Source organism: Nostoc punctiforme PCC 73102 (genome assembly GCF_000020025.1).
Classification (GTDB): Bacteria; Cyanobacteriota; Cyanobacteriia; order Cyanobacteriales; family Nostocaceae; genus Nostoc; species Nostoc punctiforme.
The window spans coordinates 5,307,922-5,323,844 of record NC_010628.1 but is presented as its reverse complement, the minus strand read 5'-3'; the positions used below and the strand labels follow the sequence as shown (position 1 = coordinate 5,323,844).

The 15,923-nt window shown below is 41.9% G+C and carries 16 protein-coding genes and 1 pseudogene; 8 read left to right on the top strand and 9 right to left on the bottom strand.

Annotation, left to right across the window (positions count from 1 at the left end):
• Positions 1-103 precede the first annotated feature (103 nt).
• Positions 104-538: pseudogene (locus NPUN_RS21445) on the bottom strand (YidH family protein); the annotation flags it as partial.
• Positions 539-708: 170 nt separating this feature from the next.
• Between NPUN_RS21445 and msrA the strand changes: the two are divergent.
• Positions 709-1,377 (top strand): peptide-methionine (S)-S-oxide reductase MsrA, encoded by a 669-nt coding sequence (gene msrA, locus NPUN_RS21440; protein ID WP_012410588.1) that lies wholly within the window; start codon positions 709-711, stop codon positions 1,375-1,377.
• A gap of 151 nt (positions 1,378-1,528) precedes the next feature.
• Here the strand turns inward: msrA and NPUN_RS21435 are convergent, their stop codons facing one another.
• The 5 genes from NPUN_RS21435 to pedR form a co-directional block, all read right to left on the bottom strand.
• Positions 1,529-2,722 (bottom strand): serine/threonine protein kinase, encoded by a 1,194-nt coding sequence (locus NPUN_RS21435; protein ID WP_012410587.1) that lies wholly within the window; start codon positions 2,720-2,722, stop codon positions 1,529-1,531.
• Positions 2,723-2,765: 43 nt separating this feature from the next.
• Complete coding sequence (gene rfbB / locus NPUN_RS21430; protein WP_012410586.1) at positions 2,766-3,860, bottom strand: dTDP-glucose 4,6-dehydratase; 1,095 nt, start codon at positions 3,858-3,860, stop codon at positions 2,766-2,768.
• 52 nt (positions 3,861-3,912) lie between these two features.
• Positions 3,913-4,908: a glycosyltransferase gene (locus tag NPUN_RS21425; RefSeq protein ID WP_012410585.1), complete on the bottom strand. Its 996-nt coding sequence runs from the start codon at positions 4,906-4,908 to the stop codon at positions 3,913-3,915.
• A 130-nt stretch (positions 4,909-5,038) separates the two neighbouring features.
• Entirely contained in the window at positions 5,039-5,740 is a 702-nt protein-coding gene (locus NPUN_RS21420; RefSeq protein WP_012410584.1) for a DUF6391 domain-containing protein, read from the bottom strand.
• A 442-nt stretch (positions 5,741-6,182) separates the two neighbouring features.
• Positions 6,183-6,446 (bottom strand): photosynthetic electron transport-dependent transcriptional regulator PedR, encoded by a 264-nt coding sequence (gene pedR, locus NPUN_RS21415; protein WP_012410583.1) that lies wholly within the window; start codon positions 6,444-6,446, stop codon positions 6,183-6,185.
• Positions 6,447-6,809: 363 nt separating this feature from the next.
• Between pedR and NPUN_RS21410 the strand changes: the two genes are divergently transcribed.
• Positions 6,810-7,787, top strand: a complete 978-nt coding sequence (locus NPUN_RS21410; protein ID WP_012410582.1) for a carbohydrate kinase family protein — start codon at positions 6,810-6,812, stop codon at positions 7,785-7,787.
• A gap of 113 nt (positions 7,788-7,900) precedes the next feature.
• Here the strand turns inward: NPUN_RS21410 and NPUN_RS21405 are convergent, their stop codons facing one another.
• Positions 7,901-8,578: a polysaccharide deacetylase family protein gene (locus NPUN_RS21405; protein WP_012410581.1), complete on the bottom strand. Its 678-nt coding sequence runs from the start codon at positions 8,576-8,578 to the stop codon at positions 7,901-7,903.
• Positions 8,579-8,927: 349 nt separating this feature from the next.
• On the opposite strand from NPUN_RS21405, the gene NPUN_RS21400 reads away from it, so the two are divergent.
• The 3 genes from NPUN_RS21400 to NPUN_RS21390 all read left to right on the top strand — a co-directional run bounded on the left by NPUN_RS21400 (position 8,928) and on the right by NPUN_RS21390 (position 11,993).
• A complete protein-coding gene (locus NPUN_RS21400; protein ID WP_012410580.1) occupies positions 8,928-9,758 on the top strand; it encodes an RnfABCDGE type electron transport complex subunit D in 831 nt (276 codons plus the stop codon).
• Positions 9,759-9,778: 20 nt separating this feature from the next.
• Positions 9,779-11,155, top strand: coding sequence for a DUF2330 domain-containing protein (locus tag NPUN_RS21395; RefSeq protein WP_012410579.1), 1,377 nt, complete (start codon positions 9,779-9,781; stop codon positions 11,153-11,155).
• 187 nt (positions 11,156-11,342) lie between these two features.
• Positions 11,343-11,993, top strand: a complete 651-nt coding sequence (locus NPUN_RS21390) for a hypothetical protein (protein WP_012410578.1) — start codon at positions 11,343-11,345, stop codon at positions 11,991-11,993.
• A 143-nt stretch (positions 11,994-12,136) separates the two neighbouring features.
• Here the strand turns inward: NPUN_RS21390 and NPUN_RS21385 are convergent, their stop codons facing one another.
• Entirely contained in the window at positions 12,137-13,075 is a 939-nt protein-coding gene (locus NPUN_RS21385; RefSeq protein WP_012410577.1) for an alpha/beta fold hydrolase, read from the bottom strand.
• Between the two features lie 343 nt (positions 13,076-13,418).
• Between NPUN_RS21385 and NPUN_RS40140 the strand changes: the two genes are divergently transcribed.
• Together NPUN_RS40140 and NPUN_RS21380 are read left to right on the top strand one after the other, a co-directional pair.
• Positions 13,419-13,571, top strand: coding sequence for a lmo0937 family membrane protein (locus NPUN_RS40140; RefSeq protein ID WP_012410576.1), 153 nt, complete (start codon positions 13,419-13,421; stop codon positions 13,569-13,571).
• A gap of 90 nt (positions 13,572-13,661) precedes the next feature.
• Positions 13,662-14,549, top strand: a complete 888-nt coding sequence (locus tag NPUN_RS21380) for a shikimate dehydrogenase (RefSeq protein ID WP_012410575.1) — start codon at positions 13,662-13,664, stop codon at positions 14,547-14,549.
• Positions 14,550-14,631: 82 nt separating this feature from the next.
• Here the strand turns inward: NPUN_RS21380 and NPUN_RS42065 are convergent, their stop codons facing one another.
• Positions 14,632-14,802, bottom strand: a complete 171-nt coding sequence (locus NPUN_RS42065; protein WP_167315653.1) for a hypothetical protein — start codon at positions 14,800-14,802, stop codon at positions 14,632-14,634.
• Between the two features lie 323 nt (positions 14,803-15,125).
• On the opposite strand from NPUN_RS42065, the gene NPUN_RS21375 reads away from it, so the two are divergent.
• Positions 15,126-15,536: an internalin gene (locus NPUN_RS21375; RefSeq protein ID WP_012410574.1), complete on the top strand. Its 411-nt coding sequence runs from the start codon at positions 15,126-15,128 to the stop codon at positions 15,534-15,536.
• The last annotated feature ends 387 nt before the right edge of the window (positions 15,537-15,923 follow it).

Genomic DNA, 15,923 nt, shown 5'->3' with positions numbered 1-15,923 from the left:
AGATCGCCGACTTCTTTAAGAATTCAGGGATCTTGTTGTAATATATCTGTTTGTATTTAGTAGTAATTGTCCCCTTTTTAAGATTGAAGTTTGGGGTTGAACTTTGGAAATTTCGGGACTGTGGTTGAGTCGGAAAAGGAGAGCGAGGAAGGAATTGATCGCGCCTTAGGAGCAAAGGAATACTGAGAACTCCCAAAACAATTACTACTCCAGCCATAATCCAAACGATTAGCCTATTTGGTTTATAATCTGCTCGTTCAATTTGCCAAAAAACTTGGTTGTATCGCCACGCAGCTAATGCAACAACCAAAATTCCAAAAATTACCAAAGCAAGACCCAAACTTTCCGAGTTGGATAATGGATTTAGCCTAGTTTGTTGTTGAGTAATAGCAAGATTCAACTGGCGCAGAAATATACCAAATCGCGCAATAGCAAAACCAAAACCAATCAATGAAATAGAAGTACGTAGCCAAGCTAGAAAAGTACGTTCGTTCGCTTGATGCTCCCTTTGACGATCAATTTTTGGTATTTTATCCATGAGTACTTCTGACGGCTACTTACTCTTGAAAAGTATTCATATTGATGAATAGCATGAACTAGCGCCACAAGGTCAACACAATCCGGTCAGGGCTAAGAGAAAACCCCAAGCGATCGCTAGAATCTTTACAATAGGAAATAAGGTAAAGATATATATCAGAGTCAAAATCAATGGCACTATTCGGATTTGGCAAAAAGCAAGTTATGCCCACACCAGAAGAAGCTTTGTCAGGAAGGGCACAGTCTATGTCAGTACCTGCTGCTCATTATGTCAACAAGAATCCGTTAAAAGCTCCTTATCCCGATGGATTAGAGAAGGCAATTTTTGGCTTGGGCTGTTTTTGGGGTGCAGAACGCAAATTCTGGCAGCTTAAAGGAGTTTACACCACCGCAGTGGGTTACGCTGCTGGATTTACACCCAACCCCACTTATGAAGAGGTATGTAGTGGGCGAACAGGTCACAATGAAGTGGTGTTGGTTGTGTTTGATCCCAAAGTAATTAGTTATTCTGAACTGCTCAAAGTCTTTTGGGAAAGCCACAATCCTACCCAAGGGATGCGCCAAGGTAATGATGCTGGCACTCAATACCGTTCGGGAATTTATGTATATTCTGAAAGCCAAAAGCAGCTAGCAGAAGCATCACGAGAAGCTTATCAGCAAGCTCTCAACGATGCAGGTTATGGCAAGATTACTACAGAAATCTTAGATGCACCAGAATTCTATTACGCCGAAGCTTACCATCAGCAATACCTGGCTAAAAATCCTAATGGGTATTGTGGTTTAGGAGGGACAAATGTTTCTTGTCCCGTGGGTGTAGTTGAATCGCAAGTTAGTAGTTAGAAGGAAGCAGAGGGGAAAAGGGGCAGGGGGCAGGGAGCAGAAGGGAAAGAAGTAATTTCTCATTAGTCCCATTCCCCATTCCCCATACTTCGACTGCGCTCAGTACAAGTTCCCCATTCCCCATTCCAAGTTCCCCATTCTCAATTCCCAACTAAAATGCAGCTTTGAGCAAAGCGATCGCTCGAACCCAGAGCATAATACTAATAGGCGCTCCAATGAGAATACCAGCGATCGCCCAGCCTCTTTGATGGGCTTTGAATTGTTCAATACTACGCCACTGTCTACTTTTCCAAGCCCATTCATTTCCTTTGGCACCGAGTGCGATCGCCATTAACCACCAACCATGTGGTACAAAACAGAATAGCCCATACCATACCTGATTCGGCCACATCCACAACCAAGGCATGAGAAATGCGCCCCAGTTCCAACCGAGAATTTCCTCTGGGACTGTTTCATTTTGATTACTTATGCCGCATCCAGAATTGTTAATTATTTCTCTTAGTGGTAAAAGCTGACTTCTGTTTGCAGATTTCACAGCCAGACCAGATTTGAGAGCATTCAGCGCTTGGCGGGCATCAGGAAATCGTTGTTCGGGAGCGGGTTCTATTAACTTTTGTAGCCAACTGGCAAAACTAGGACTGAGATTAACTCGGTCTGCAAATTGCAGTCGCAAATCCTGCTGAGGTAAATCAGAGGGGCAAGTCCCAGTAAGCAAATGAATCAGAGTCGCACCCAGTGCATAAAGGTCGGAAGCTGGAACTGCTCGACCACCAAATTGTTCCATTGGGGCATAACCATAAGTACCCACAACGGTGAAAGTAACGCCTTCTCTTGCCGCTTTATCTTGTACTGCGCCAAAATCAACTAAATAAATCCGATTATCTTCGCCCCATATTAAATTACTCGGTTTTATATCTCTATGTAACACCCCTGGGTTTAACTCATGTAAATACATGAGAATATTTAAAATCTCACCAGCGATTTTTCTCGCTCGCTTTTCAGTAAACCTTTTGCCAAGAGCAAGTTTTTCTTTAAGCGACTCACCAGGAATATATTGTTGTATTAAGCCAAACCAGAGAGTGCGATCGTCTATACAAAAATAATCTATATATCTAGGAATGCGGGGATGATTTATTGTTTTAAGAATTTGTGCTTCCCTCTCAAAAAGTTTTAAATCATCCCACTGTATAGTACCGCCAAAGGCTAAAAGTTTGACCACAACGGTCGAATTTTCGCCATCAGAGGCTAGTAAATCCTTTGCAAGCCAAGTTTGACGAATTCCATTGTTACCAAGTTGGTGTTGGATTTGATAACGATCTTGTAATATCTGTTCTGGTTGCAGCATCTTACACCTGCTGGCAGTTTACGCCGATCTGATTCCCTTATATTCAAGGATAGTCATTATCTAGAGAAATTGTGGGAATGAGATAATTTTTGCGATAGTAAGCTTGATATTCCGCAGACAGCAGAGGTTCCCACCAATCACGATGATTGAGATACCATTCAACTGTTAAACGTAAACCCTCAGCAATCGTTACAGAAGGTGTCCAACCAAGCTGAGTTTTAATTTTGTTCGCATTAATTGCATATCTCCGATCGTGTCCCTGTCTATCCTTGACAAAAGTAATCAACTCCTTTGCTGGACGTACTGGTAAATCAGATGCTAATTCATCCATCATCTGACACAAAAGCTGCACCAGGTTGAGATTTTCCACCTCATTGTTGCCACCAATATTGTAGGTTTCCCCTGGTTGACCATGATTGATTACCACATCCAAAGCACGACAATGATCGACCACATAAAGCCAATCCCGCACATTTTTCCCATCGCCATAAACAGGTAATGGTTTACCTATTAAAGTGTTGATACACATCAGGGGAATTAGCTTTTCGGGGAATTGATAAGGCCCGTAATTATTAGAGCAATTTGTAATAATGGTAGGAAGTTTATAAGTATGATAATAAGCACGCACTAAGTGATCGCTACCAGCTTTGGAAGCTGAATAAGGACTATTAGGAGCATAAGGTGTAGTTTCCGAAAAAGCTGCATCATCTGGGCCCAAACTACCGTAGACTTCATCAGTCGAAACGTGTAGGAAACGATAATCAGATGGCTGTGCTTTAGCCTCCCAATATTGGCGAAAAGCTTCCAGCAGCGTGAAAGTTCCCACCACATTAGTTTGCACAAAAGCCGCCGGCCCAAGAATCGAACGATCGACATGAGATTCAGCAGCAAAATGGGCGATAGTATCTATATTTTCGGTTGATAATAGGTTGTCTACAATGGTGCGATCGCAAATATCCCCCTGCACAAACCGAAAATTCTCTCTTCCCTCAACCACCGCCAAATTCAGACGATTCCCCGCGTATGTAAGCGCATCCAACACCACCACACGGTCATCTGGATAAACCTGACACCAGTGATGGACAAAATTCGCCCCAATAAACCCCGCACCCCCAGTAACTAATAACCGCCGACTCATTCAATTTCCTCTCTTCTCTCTGTGATCTGTGCGCCTCTGCGGTGCGTTTCTATTACTTAAAATATTTCTTCTTCAGCTTCCCATATATCCTCTGAGCGAGTAATTTTGCCATACGTATACTCGTCAAACTCTTAATATTAGATGGCTGTTGGATCTTGTGATCGAAAAACTCATTTAACTCATCCAGAATAACTTGGAAACGCTTAATAATATTTTCAGTCCGATGCTCAGTGATTAATTCTTCAGATAAACTAAAAGCTGCTGAAGAATTAATCACTTTCAGAATACGTTGCACATCATATTCTTGGGAATATCCAGCAATCTTATAGCAATTAAATCCAGGATCTAAGTAATCTGCCAGTCCTCCGTTAACACTAGAAAATACTTGACAGCCACAGGCAAGAGCTTCCATTGGTTGTAGACCAAATCCTTCACTAACGCCCTGTTGTGCCCAGTACTCAGCCGAATCATAGAGGTAAACCTTAGCTCGGTTAAATAATGCAGGTAAATCCTCTATGTATGAATCAACAACCAATACTTTACAACGTTTTTGCAACGCTGGAATCAATTCTTTAATTAAATACTCAGAAGATTTTCGAGCCTGGACTAAAACATCAATATCCCGTTCCAGACCTAAATTTTGAAACTCATCAGAAATTTGATTGGGCAAATAATAAATCAGAGAATTAGGTGATTTTTCTCCCCAATATCCCATTGTATAGCGGCTAACAGTAACAATCGGAATACTCGCAGGTAGTCTAAATGGATAACCTGGACTATGTGCATGGTAAACCACATTGTATTGCTTAAGTTTAGCCACGAGTTGAGCTATATCAAATCCCCAACTAATTACAAAAATTACATCATTTAAATTTTTCTCTTTTAGTAAATCGTCAATAAAAAGCTTATCTTTTTCTCGCTGACGGTAAGTTACAACATCAGCACTACAGAAATTCTGAGCCAGATTAAGTGTTTTTAACTCAGCCCAAAGACCACCACAGGCAAATTTGCCATCTGTACCGGGCAGTAAGAAGTAAAGTTTTCTCATAATTTTATTAGGGCATTAGGAATTGGGCATTGAGAAGAGACATAGGAGACAAGGAAGAGGGGGTAGACAAGGGAGAAACTTGAATAATTCTCCCCTTATCCTCCCTGCCCCCCTGCTCCCCTGCTCCCTCTCATTCTTGCCAACCCACTTTAACAAAATGTGCCTCACGCCCCCAAACGTCGCGTGTACGGGTAATATTTTCAATTGCTAGATTAAAAGGAATGGCAGTTGTTAGGTAACGCTGCGCCATAAAACCTAAATCAGGTGCGAGTTCAGCAGCTGTCGTCGCTGCTAACCCCAAACCTATAAGTTGCTCGATTGGTCGAAATGGTAATAATAGATGTACACCAACAGCTAGTCCAGCTGTTAAGAGCATTGCTACTGATAAATTTGTGCCGCAACGGGGATGTACAGCTAAATCCCATTCTCCATTGGTGAGGCGATGTCGAGCAAGTGCTACCGCACGCCGCAAATCACTAATATTTACTTCACCATAAAGGTAAAATCCATGCTCAGTAGACAAACCGCCTAATAGTTCGTTATCTGGTTGAACGTTAGTAGCTTTTCCTTTAGCAGGTTGGCCACTTTGTGAATCACTAAGAACCCAAACAGTAGCGTGTTCTAAGGCGTGAACCTGCCGGATCATCAAAATTTCTTTCAACCCTGGTATAAATGATAGCTGCCTGAGTAGGTCAGCATCTTGTGTGGGTTGGGGAAAGTCTAAGGGACGGTATTCTGGGTTGGGAACTTTCTCAGATACAGGTGCCCTAAAATCAAAGTTAAAAAAATCAAAGGGAGACGAGCCACCCTGAAAAGAAGCAGAAGTATTCATTTGAACACCGCTCTCCAAGCCGATGGAGCAATATAGATTTCTCTCAAATGTAACGCTTGCACCACTGAATTGTTGCTAATTTTTGTGGTTGATTGTTGAGTTTGGGTATCAAGTATGGGGCATTGGGCATTGAAAAGAGGCAGAGGACCAGGGTGCTGCTCTTGCTGAGGGGAAAATTCTTCCTTGCTCCCTGCTCCCTCACTTCTTCTCCAGTCCTACATCTGTTTTGTTGAATGTGGAAAGGATTCTTTGTTATATGTTTCCGAGTCCGAAGGTCAGCTGGCTCCACTAACATAAACTCCGGCTGAGTGAAGGACTCGGAACTTTTGGTAGAGCGTTCACACTGAAAACTTAGGCGTGAGGAGGGAAACAATCAGTTAACCTCAAAATTGGCTTGCAATTCTACCAGACCATAGCAATTACGTTGCTACTAGTAAATTGTTTATTCGATCTGGTTAGGGAGAAGACAGCAATTGACATCATTTAAGCAGACTTTGCCCCACTGTAAGGCCCAGCGGACAAGAGCTACTCGATTTTCGGTCTCGGTCTTGGTCAGAATATTGCTGATATGGTTATCAACTGTACGCTTGCTAATCTCCAGTTTACCTGCAATCTCTTGGTTAGTTAAGCCAGCGGCCACTAGGTCGATAATTTGCAGTTCTCTGTCTGACAGACTAACGGGGGTCTCAGACTTGCCACCAGCCATGACTATTTCTATCCTCCTTTGGTATATCTACTTAATCACTCTTTCTAATTCTAGAAGATTCTTTTGTTGGTAGGGGTTTCAAGTATTAGCAGTAACACTATTGTCAATATTTTCTTTTGATTTCAAGTTGGCAAGAATATAAATCATGACAATATATAAGTATTATACAGCACTTGTTTTTATTTAAACTTTAGTATAAATATTTAGATAATTTCGGCGGTAATTAGAAGCATATAGATGTTATGGAGTAGTAAAAAATGCTATTTAATTCTATGAAGAACTGGCGACAAATTAGCAATAATTGTTGTAGATTTTATACTGGAAATTCTTAATCCAAAATCGAAATCTCAAATCTAAAATGAAATGAGCAATTCCCGTGTTTTGTGCCTCGGTGAAATTTTGTTTGATTGTTTAGCCGATCAATTAGGGTTAAAGCTGGAAGAAGTTAAATCCTGGACTCCCTATCCAGGAGGGGCACCAGCTAACGTAGCCTGTGCTTTAGTCAAGCTGGGGACGACAGCAGGATTTATCGGAGCCGTTGGTGAAGATGAACCAGGAAATGCACTGGTCAAGCTATTACAAGATGTAGGTGTAGATACGACGGGGGTACAACGCCACCCTACAGCACCAACGCGGCAGGTTTATGTTACACGGGATCTGGCTGGCGATCGCACCTTCGCCGGATTTGGTCAGTATGACACCGCAGAATTTGCCGATACTCGCCTGCAAGCCAAACAATTGCCAGATGCGCTGTTTCAAGAGGCAGATTTTCTGGTTTTGGGTACTTTGGAATTAGCCTATCCTGAAAGTGAACAGGCAATTTACCGCGCCCTAGAGTTAGCAGAACATTACGATCTGAAGATTGTTCTAGATATCAATTGGCGGCCTGTATTTTGGGACGAGCCAAAAATCGCTCATCAAAAAATTCCAGAATTATTTAAGCGAGTAGATTTCCTCAAACTCTCCAAAGAAGAAGCTGAATGGCTATTTGAAACCGCAGATCCTGGAGCCATTACTTACCGCTTGGCTTCAATTGAAGGAGTATTAGTAACAGATGGTGAAAACGGTTGTACCTACTGTCTGGGTGAGAACGAAGGCAAATTACCTTCCTTTTCCATCCCCGTAGTTGATACCACTGGTGCAGGAGATAGCTTTTTGGCAGGATTTATCCACCAGTTGAGTCATTACGGCATCCACAGCTTGCGAGATGCTGAAACTGCAAAACGCATCGTCACTTATGCCAGTGCTGTTGGGGCATTGACTACCATTAAACCAGGTGCGATCGCTTCCCAACCAACAGATGCTGAAGTTGAAGCTTTTCTAGCCTCACATCAACTCTAAAAACTAACATCAGCCACTGGGATATCAGCCGCCAAAGGCTGATATTCCTAACTAGAAAATGGATGAATTCAGGTAACTTCTTTACGTTTTATTTAACTTGACAAGCTAGTACTTTAGTCAGTCTTAGCTTGCTGCCACAGAGTATCAACAGTTACAAACTCATAACCTTGTTGTAGCAGTTGCGGAATAAGAATTTGGATTGTGGCAGCAACATCTTGTCCACCGCAAGCACCATCATGCAAGACAATCAGTGAACCATTTTTGACCTGCTGCATAATTCGCTCTACCACAGTGGTGATACCCGGTCGTACCCAATCTTCTGGTACAACGCTCCACATAACTGAACGGTAATTCCACTGCGAAAACAATTTTAAAGTAGCAGGTGTAAATAAACCATTGGGGGGACGGACATCCCGTACTTGTTCAGGTTGTAGATTGCAGGCATTGTAGATGGCAACTTGGGTTTTTTCTAAACTGCCCTTCAATTCATTGAGGGAAAGCATGGGAAAAGAACGATGATCGTAGCCATGCAATCCGATCCAGTGGCCGCGATCGCTAACAGCTTTGGCGATCGCTGGTGAACGGTTGACGCAAACACCCAACCAAAAAAAACTAGCTGTAATATTGTAGCGATCCAATACTGCCAAAACTTCTGGTGTGTATTGAGGATGGGGCCCATCATCAAACGTTAATGCGATCGCTTTAGTATGGGGATTTCCACCCCAAAGGCAATTGGGAAAACTCGGTTGGAGAATGCGATAGAAAATTGGGAATAGAGGAGCTAGCTGCATTTGCGTTTATCCGCTGCTGACAACTTTTTATAGGTGTTGCTTGCGAAACTGCGATGTCTGCGACGGGCTATTTGGCATCGCTTCTGGCAATCAACCATAAGTCCTTAAATGGTAATCTACATCCAATACGGTTTGGGAACAGGGGAAAGATTTTGAATACATCCTTTACCCTTTAACCCTTTCCCTTTCTCCAGACCACAAGGAAAGTGAAAAATGCTTATCCAAACTGTATTAAATCTACATCTGGTAAGTCAGTTTTGTAACAAAATCTGTAACAGCATTACTATTTGAGCTAGCACTCGTCTAGATTGATGACAAATCTACGGGTAATCCCGGAATTGAAGGATTAATGTTGCTCAAAGATATACGAGATTATCAAATTCTATTTCTCGGCTTGTTCCTAGTATTGGGAATTGGTACAAGAGATTGGACGCTGCGGCCAGAGTTAATTGGGGTAGCGATCGCCACAAGTCTAGCAACCCAATGGATATTGTCATTAGTTACTGGCAAAGAACAAATGGCAAATCTTCGGAGTGCTTTAATTACCTCTCTAGGACTGGGACTGTTATTGCGGGCTGATTGCTGGACGACAATGGCAATAGCCGCAGCAATTGCGATCGCTAGCAAATTTATCTTCCAAGTCGGCGATAAGCATTTCTTTAATCCCACCAATTTTGGCATCATATCTGCCTTGCTTTTGACCCCCGATGCTTGGGTTTCGCCGGGACAATGGGGTGAAGAGTGGTGGTATGGGCTATTATTTGCCGGTACTGGCGGCATGATTTTGCAGCGCGTTGGTCGCTGGGACACCACAGCAGCTTTTTTGGGTTCCTACTCCTTACTAGAGGCGATTCGCAATCTTTGGCTGGGTTGGACTTGGGATGTTTACTGGCACCGATTGATGAGTGGATCTTTGCTGCTGTTTGCCCTATTTATGATTACAGATCCGCGATCGATCCCCAATTCCCGAATTGGGCGTGTAGTTTGGGCAATCTGCATCGCCGGATTAACTTTTATCCTGCGGAATTATTTCTTTATTTCCACAGCAGTTTTCTGGGCGCTGTTTGCTTTTGCACCATTGACCATCCTGTTAGATGTTCTGTGGTTAGCCCCAAGGTTTTCTTGGCAAGAAAGAGAAACAGATGTAGAGACGTTGCAATGTAACGTCTCTCAACATTAAAAAAATAGAGGTATAAAATAATGAAGTTTTTTCGGCTTTTAACGCCATTATTGTTGGCAATTGTAGCTGTTTTCTGCTTTGCACCAGCAGCTTGGGCATTTTGTGGATTTTATGTAGCTAAAGCTGATACAAAACTGTATAACAAAGCTTCTCAGGTGGTGATAGCACGAGATGGCGATCGCACCGTCCTAACAATGGCAAACGATTTTCAAGGCGAAGTCAAAGATTTTGCAATGGTAGTACCAGTACCAACAGTGCTGCAAAAAGAACAAGTTCGTGTGACTGAAACTAAGATTATCGAACGCTTAGATGCTTTTAGTGCGCCGCGATTGGTTGAATATTTTGATCCAGATCCTTGTGCCCCAGTTTACCCCCAAGAGTTATCAGCAGCACCAGCGCCAGCAGCAAGCAATGAGTCAGCGCGTAAGAGAAGCAGTGATGCTAGTTTGGGTGTAACAGTCGAAGCACGTTTCAACGTTGGTGAATACGACATCTTGATCCTTAGTGCTAAAGAATCTGGCGGACTAGAAACTTGGCTCAAACGCAATGGCTACAAAATCCCCAGAGGTGCGAAACAGTTACTAAAACCTTACATCCGCTCCTCAATGAAATTCTTTGTTGCCAAAGTCAACTTAGATAAATTCGAAAAATCTGGCTACCAGTTCCTTCGTCCGCTACAAATTTCCTACGAGTCTCCTAAGTTCATGCTGCCAATTCGTTTAGGCATGATCAATGCCACGACAGAGCAGGATTTGATTGTCTACATCCTTTCACCCCAAGGACAGGCAGAAATCACTAACTACCGGACGGTGAAAATCCCCTCCGACACAAATGTTCCCTTATTTGTCAAAGATGAATTTGCTGACTTCTACAAATCAATGTTTCAAACTGCCTACACCAAAGAAGACAAGAAAGTTGGTTTTTTAGAATACGCTTGGAATATGGGTAGTTGCGATCCCTGTTCTGCCGAGCCTCTAACCCCAGATGAGCTTAAGCAAGCAGGCGTATTTTGGCTAGATGATAATTCTCCAAGTGATGTGCCAGTATCCCCAAGCTTTCGTCGTCCCTTTCCGAGAACTAGCGTCTTCATCTCCCGGTTGCATGTCCGCTACACCCGCGACAAATTCCCTGAAGACTTGATATTCCAACAAACTGCTAACAGTGAATTTTTCCAAGGGCGTTATGTTTTACAACATCCGTTCCAAGGAGAACTCAAATGTCAGGCGGGTAGAGAGTATAAGCGGTCTTTGCCCAAGCGTTTTGAACAAGAGGCGCAAACTCTGGCTAAACTCACAAACTGGAAGATCCAAGACATTCGCAACAAGATGAAGCTGAGTGTTGGTAATCTGACATATTCCTGGTGGGAAAATTTATTTTCTTGGCTGGGATTATATTGAGGCGACTTCGGACTGGGGAAGAAGTAAGAGAGCAGGGAGCAGGGGGAAGAGAGCAGGGGGAGCAGGGGAAGAAGGACTATTGATTATTAAACCATTCCCAATTCCTAATATCTTGATGAAAGGTAATTTTTTGTGGCGTTGTTATACGCAATACTAAGATATTCTTGCTTTCTGCCTCAAGATTGTCATGGTTCAATTCGATGAACAGCTACGCCGCTTAGTTACCGAAGCCTGTGGACACCCACTTGGAAGTCCTCAGCGTCAGAAGCTGCTCACGCAAATTATTCGCTTGACAGCAAATAGACTCTGGAGGGAAGGTACTCCCTACTATCAAGATGCACTACAACAAACTTGGTTGTATTTCTGCCGCAATGTTTGTGATGGCTTGACTGGTCAAATCTATGACCCCAACTATGGGAGTATCATCACCTGGCTAAATGCTTACCTAAAACGTAGACTACAAGACTTTTACATTAACCAGAACCGCGAACAAGCCACAACAGTGCCGCTTCGGGTTCGTCAGTCTACATCGGGTGGAACAAGCGAAACAATCGATCCTGTAGATAATCTCCCAGCTAGCCCCCAGGCACCTCCCATTCTGGAAGACTTGGAAACATGGGCTCAGACCGATTCTGAAGGAGAACTGCGCCGTACTTGTATTAAAGGACGACCAGATGTGAATTGTCAGGTGTTAATTCTTAAACGCCTACCCCCTGAAGTTAGCTGGAAAGAATTATCTGAGGAGTTTAGCTTGTCAATTCCGACGTTAAGCAGTTTTTATCAGCGCCAATGTATACCACGTTTGCGGAAATTCGCTGAATCGGAGGGATTGTTTTAAATAAGGAAGAAGGGGAGCCAGTTCGTTGCAAACTTTCCCAAAGATAAAAAGACCTCTCCCTGGTTTGACTATCTAAAATCTATCCTTCTCGGAATCTCAGAGGGACAGACTTTAATAAAGTTCAAGACAGTGAGAGGTTAGTATTAATTGTTGATAGATAAAACCCAATCGCCTAAAAGTTGATTTACTCTATCCGGTACTTCATCATGGGGACAATGACCGGCTGTTAAAAAGTGTTCCCTGAGTTCAGGATAATATTGACGAAATTTTTGAGAACGTTCTCTAGCATTCATCCAAGGGTCAGCTTCTCCCCACAACATTAATAGAGGACAAGTTAATTGCTTTAGTAGCACATCAACTTTTTCCCCTTGAGGAGTGCTAAAGACTGAAACAAAGACATCCAACGCACCAGGATCGTAAGCAGGGCGAGAAATTTCTTCTATTAATTGGTCTGTAATGGCACTCTTGTCAAGATAAACTTTTTCTAGAGTTTGGCGAATTACCCAACGTTGTCGCACGTACTGAAATAACAAAAACTGCGCTAAAGGTTGTTGAAAAATCCACTTAGTGCCGTCACCAAGAAGTTTTTGCAAATTAGCCGATTGTTTGGGAACCTGAATTTCTGATTGTAAAGCTTCAGGCTCAGATGTAGGCTGCCTTTCGCTAAAAGGCCCGGCGCTATTGAGCAAAACTAAACCAGCAGCACTGTCAGGACGCTGTGCTGCAACACACAAGCCAGCGTAGCCACCAAGGGAATTACCCGCTAATACTGCTTTTTGACCAATTACTTCACTGATAAAATCATGGAGTTGGTTGCGCCACAAGTCGCCACTGTACTGCAATTTTGGTTTTGCCGATCGCCCAAATCCTAAAAGATCGATCGCAAATACTTCAAAATCTTGACACAATCCGGTGATATTCTTGCGCCAGTGGTCTGTGGAAGCACCAAATCCATGTACCAAAAGCAACGGCGGACGTTGCGCTTGCTTCTCTCCCGCACGCACATAGTAAACGTTGTGCCCGCGCCACTGCCAATATTTACCAGGAATTGGGGTTGTAGAGGGGGCTGTAGTTGCCTGCATGATTCAAAGAATTGTTAAGTAGCTTTTAATAATTGTAGTGTAGAGCAGAGGGTTAGCTTTTGACTTTTGACCCTTGAGCCTTGACCTGAGAAGAAAAGGATACAAGCGCCTAAAATTATTTATGGGGATTGTAATTTTGAATTTTGAATTTTGAAAGTGCTGCTCCTGTATGTATGGTATAAGTATATAAATCTAGCTATTCAAAAACAATAAATGCTTTCAAATTACTTCTTAAGAAAGATGATTTGAATTTCCCAATCTATCTTAAGGTAAATAGGATAAAACTCAAGTTAGACGATAAAATATGTGAACAAATAAAAATCACTTTCCTAAAAGTAAATATATGTTAGGTATACTTTGGGGTATTGTTGTTGTACTGGTTGCTTTTTGGGCATTAGGATTAGTACTTCATATTGCTGGAAATTTAATTCATGCAGTATTACTTATAGCTATTGCGCTTGCCATTTACAATTTTTTCAAAGCCCGTGATGTGTAAGAATTTGGTAAATATGTAGTGATAATAAAGACTGGAATCCTTGCGTTATAAGAATTGAGCAGGGAAAAATCACTACTGATTTATTGACAAATGGCAAATGACAAATTGATTACGGGTAAAACCAAACTGCTAGGGGTAATTGGACATCCGGTAGAACATTCGCTGTCGCCAGCAATGCATAATGCTGCGATTGCTAATTTAGGATTAGATTATGTTTATCTTCCCTTTCCCATAGCACCAGAGAATTTAGAAGTAGCGATCGCAGGCTTTGCCGTTATTGGTGTTGTCGGCTTTAGTGTTACAATCCCGCACAAACAGGCAATCATGCCCCTGCTCTCAGAAATTACCCCTCTTGCTCAAATGATAGGGGCTGTGAATACTGTTAGTCGCCAAAATAACCAATGGGTGGGGACAAACACAGATATAGAAGGATTTATCGCCCCTTTGCAGACAACCTATAAGCAAGATTGGAGTCAGAAGGTAGCGGTAATTTTAGGTAATGGTGGCGCAGCGAGAGCAGTTGTAGCAGGTTGTCACCAACTAGGTTTTGCCAAAATTCATGTTGTTGGGCGGAATGTGCAGAGATTACAAGAATTCCGCGATAGTTGGAGCAATTCACCTATAAGTGAAAATTTGCAAGTTCACCAATGGGAGGAACTTTCAAAGCTAATTCCCCAAGCTAATCTGCTGGTAAACACAACCCCCATAGGGATGTATCCCAAGGTTGATGAGTCGCCTTTGAGTATAGAGGAAATAGCGAATTTACCAACGGGTGCGATCGCTTACGATTTAATATATATCCCTAAACCGACGCAATTTCTAGAGCTTGCTCAAAAACAAGGTGCAATTGCGATCGATGGCTTAGAAATGCTAGTCCAGCAAGGGGTAGCAGCATTAAAAATTTGGTTGCAGCAGGAAAATATACCTGTAGAAGTGATGCGCCAAGCTTTACTAAATCAACTTGGTTTAGGGAAATAAGGTATTCCAAAACTCATACACCGCTTCTCTAGCATTTCTGGCTTTCAGGTTACGCCAAATTATTTGGGTGCTGGGGCACGATTCAAGTAAGAATATTGATCGTGCTTTCATCAACAGAAGTGTTTAATAATACTTCTGTTTCTGGTTTATGTACACTTTTGGGCAGAGAGTAAATGCGACGATGCCTCCGCACAGCGTCTTGTAGAGAAGCGACTTGTCTATAGGCATCACCACTTGGATAAATATTATCCATCAAGTATTAATTTACTTTCCAAAACCATACCTTAGTTTGGGTCTGCATTTTAGTGCTATGTCGTTGCCCAGCAATAAATAACACATCGTATTGCTTAATTTGTTCTTAAGTTATGGCGAAAAAAGTTTAATTCAGCTTTGTATAAATTACATTGAAAATTAAATAATATTTTGTAATTATACTTATGGTTTCTTTCTAATCTGACTTATCTAGACTTAAGTGGTATTAAAATTAATGACATTAGCCAATTGTGCAATCTTTCTAGTCTCTCTAGCCTTATTTTAGATCAAACTGAAATAAGAGATTTGAGTCCTTTAGTGAAGATGTCAAATTTAGTTAGCTTGGGAATTTTTAATAAAAATAAAGCTATAGATTGTCAATTTCTAAAGACCCTGACTCAGCTTACTACTCTTAGTCTAGTGACAATAGGTATCAGCGATTTAGGTTTACTAACTAACCTTACTAATTTAGAAAGCTTAAATATTCTTGAAGATGAGATTAGTGATTTCAGTCCTCTTGTTAATCTTAAAAACTTACGTAAACTATATTTAGGTACATTGGAAATGCCATTTGAACGTAATAGTTTATTCCATCCAAATACACCTATCAGCGACCTTAGTCCACTTGCTAACCTTCCTAATCTTACGGAATTATTTATAGGAGATACAGACGTTACCGACCTTAGCACAGTAGAAGGATTACCCAATCTTAGAATTGAAATCATTAGGGATTAGCAGCACTCAGAAAAAATTGTGAAGGGCAAAGGATGTACTTTTTAATAATTATTCGTTAAGATCATGCCCTCACTACTTCTGCAACCAGCACTAATTGTAGTGATTTTATTCGTAGATGCCTTGAATTCCTTACTCAGCGCCGTTGTATAAGCAGACGAGGCAATTGATAGAGGAACCATCGCGATCGCTAATTTCAGTAACCTGAAGAAACATTCAGGCAAACCATTCCCGCCCAAAGGGTTCATCTTATAGTACTCATTCCTACACTGCATTAAAAACTTGAATGCGATCGCCTAATCTCAGCTTTAGTACATCCTCAAAGTAAAAGTAATATGATTCGACATGATTTAACTATTGAAACCGCAGCGTTGGCAGATAAAGTGTACT

Coding starts and splice junctions, on each gene's coding strand:
- msrA (WP_012410588.1), top strand. CDS start 709: ATGGCACTATTCGGATTTGGCAAAAAGCAAGTTATGCCCACACCAGAA.
- NPUN_RS21435 (WP_012410587.1), bottom strand. CDS start 2,722: ATGCTGCAACCAGAACAGATATTACAAGATCGTTATCAAATCCAACAC.
- rfbB (WP_012410586.1), bottom strand. CDS start 3,860: ATGAGTCGGCGGTTATTAGTTACTGGGGGTGCGGGGTTTATTGGGGCG.
- NPUN_RS21425 (WP_012410585.1), bottom strand. CDS start 4,908: ATGAGAAAACTTTACTTCTTACTGCCCGGTACAGATGGCAAATTTGCC.
- NPUN_RS21420 (WP_012410584.1), bottom strand. CDS start 5,740: ATGAATACTTCTGCTTCTTTTCAGGGTGGCTCGTCTCCCTTTGATTTT.
- pedR (WP_012410583.1), bottom strand. CDS start 6,446: ATGGCTGGTGGCAAGTCTGAGACCCCCGTTAGTCTGTCAGACAGAGAA.
- NPUN_RS21410 (WP_012410582.1), top strand. CDS start 6,810: ATGAGCAATTCCCGTGTTTTGTGCCTCGGTGAAATTTTGTTTGATTGT.
- NPUN_RS21405 (WP_012410581.1), bottom strand. CDS start 8,578: ATGCAGCTAGCTCCTCTATTCCCAATTTTCTATCGCATTCTCCAACCG.
- NPUN_RS21400 (WP_012410580.1), top strand. CDS start 8,928: ATGTTGCTCAAAGATATACGAGATTATCAAATTCTATTTCTCGGCTTG.
- NPUN_RS21395 (WP_012410579.1), top strand. CDS start 9,779: ATGAAGTTTTTTCGGCTTTTAACGCCATTATTGTTGGCAATTGTAGCT.
- NPUN_RS21390 (WP_012410578.1), top strand. CDS start 11,343: ATGGTTCAATTCGATGAACAGCTACGCCGCTTAGTTACCGAAGCCTGT.
- NPUN_RS21385 (WP_012410577.1), bottom strand. CDS start 13,075: ATGCAGGCAACTACAGCCCCCTCTACAACCCCAATTCCTGGTAAATAT.
- NPUN_RS40140 (WP_012410576.1), top strand. CDS start 13,419: ATGTTAGGTATACTTTGGGGTATTGTTGTTGTACTGGTTGCTTTTTGG.
- NPUN_RS21380 (WP_012410575.1), top strand. CDS start 13,662: ATGGCAAATGACAAATTGATTACGGGTAAAACCAAACTGCTAGGGGTA.
- NPUN_RS42065 (WP_167315653.1), bottom strand. CDS start 14,802: ATGGATAATATTTATCCAAGTGGTGATGCCTATAGACAAGTCGCTTCT.
- NPUN_RS21375 (WP_012410574.1), top strand. CDS start 15,126: ATGTCAAATTTAGTTAGCTTGGGAATTTTTAATAAAAATAAAGCTATA.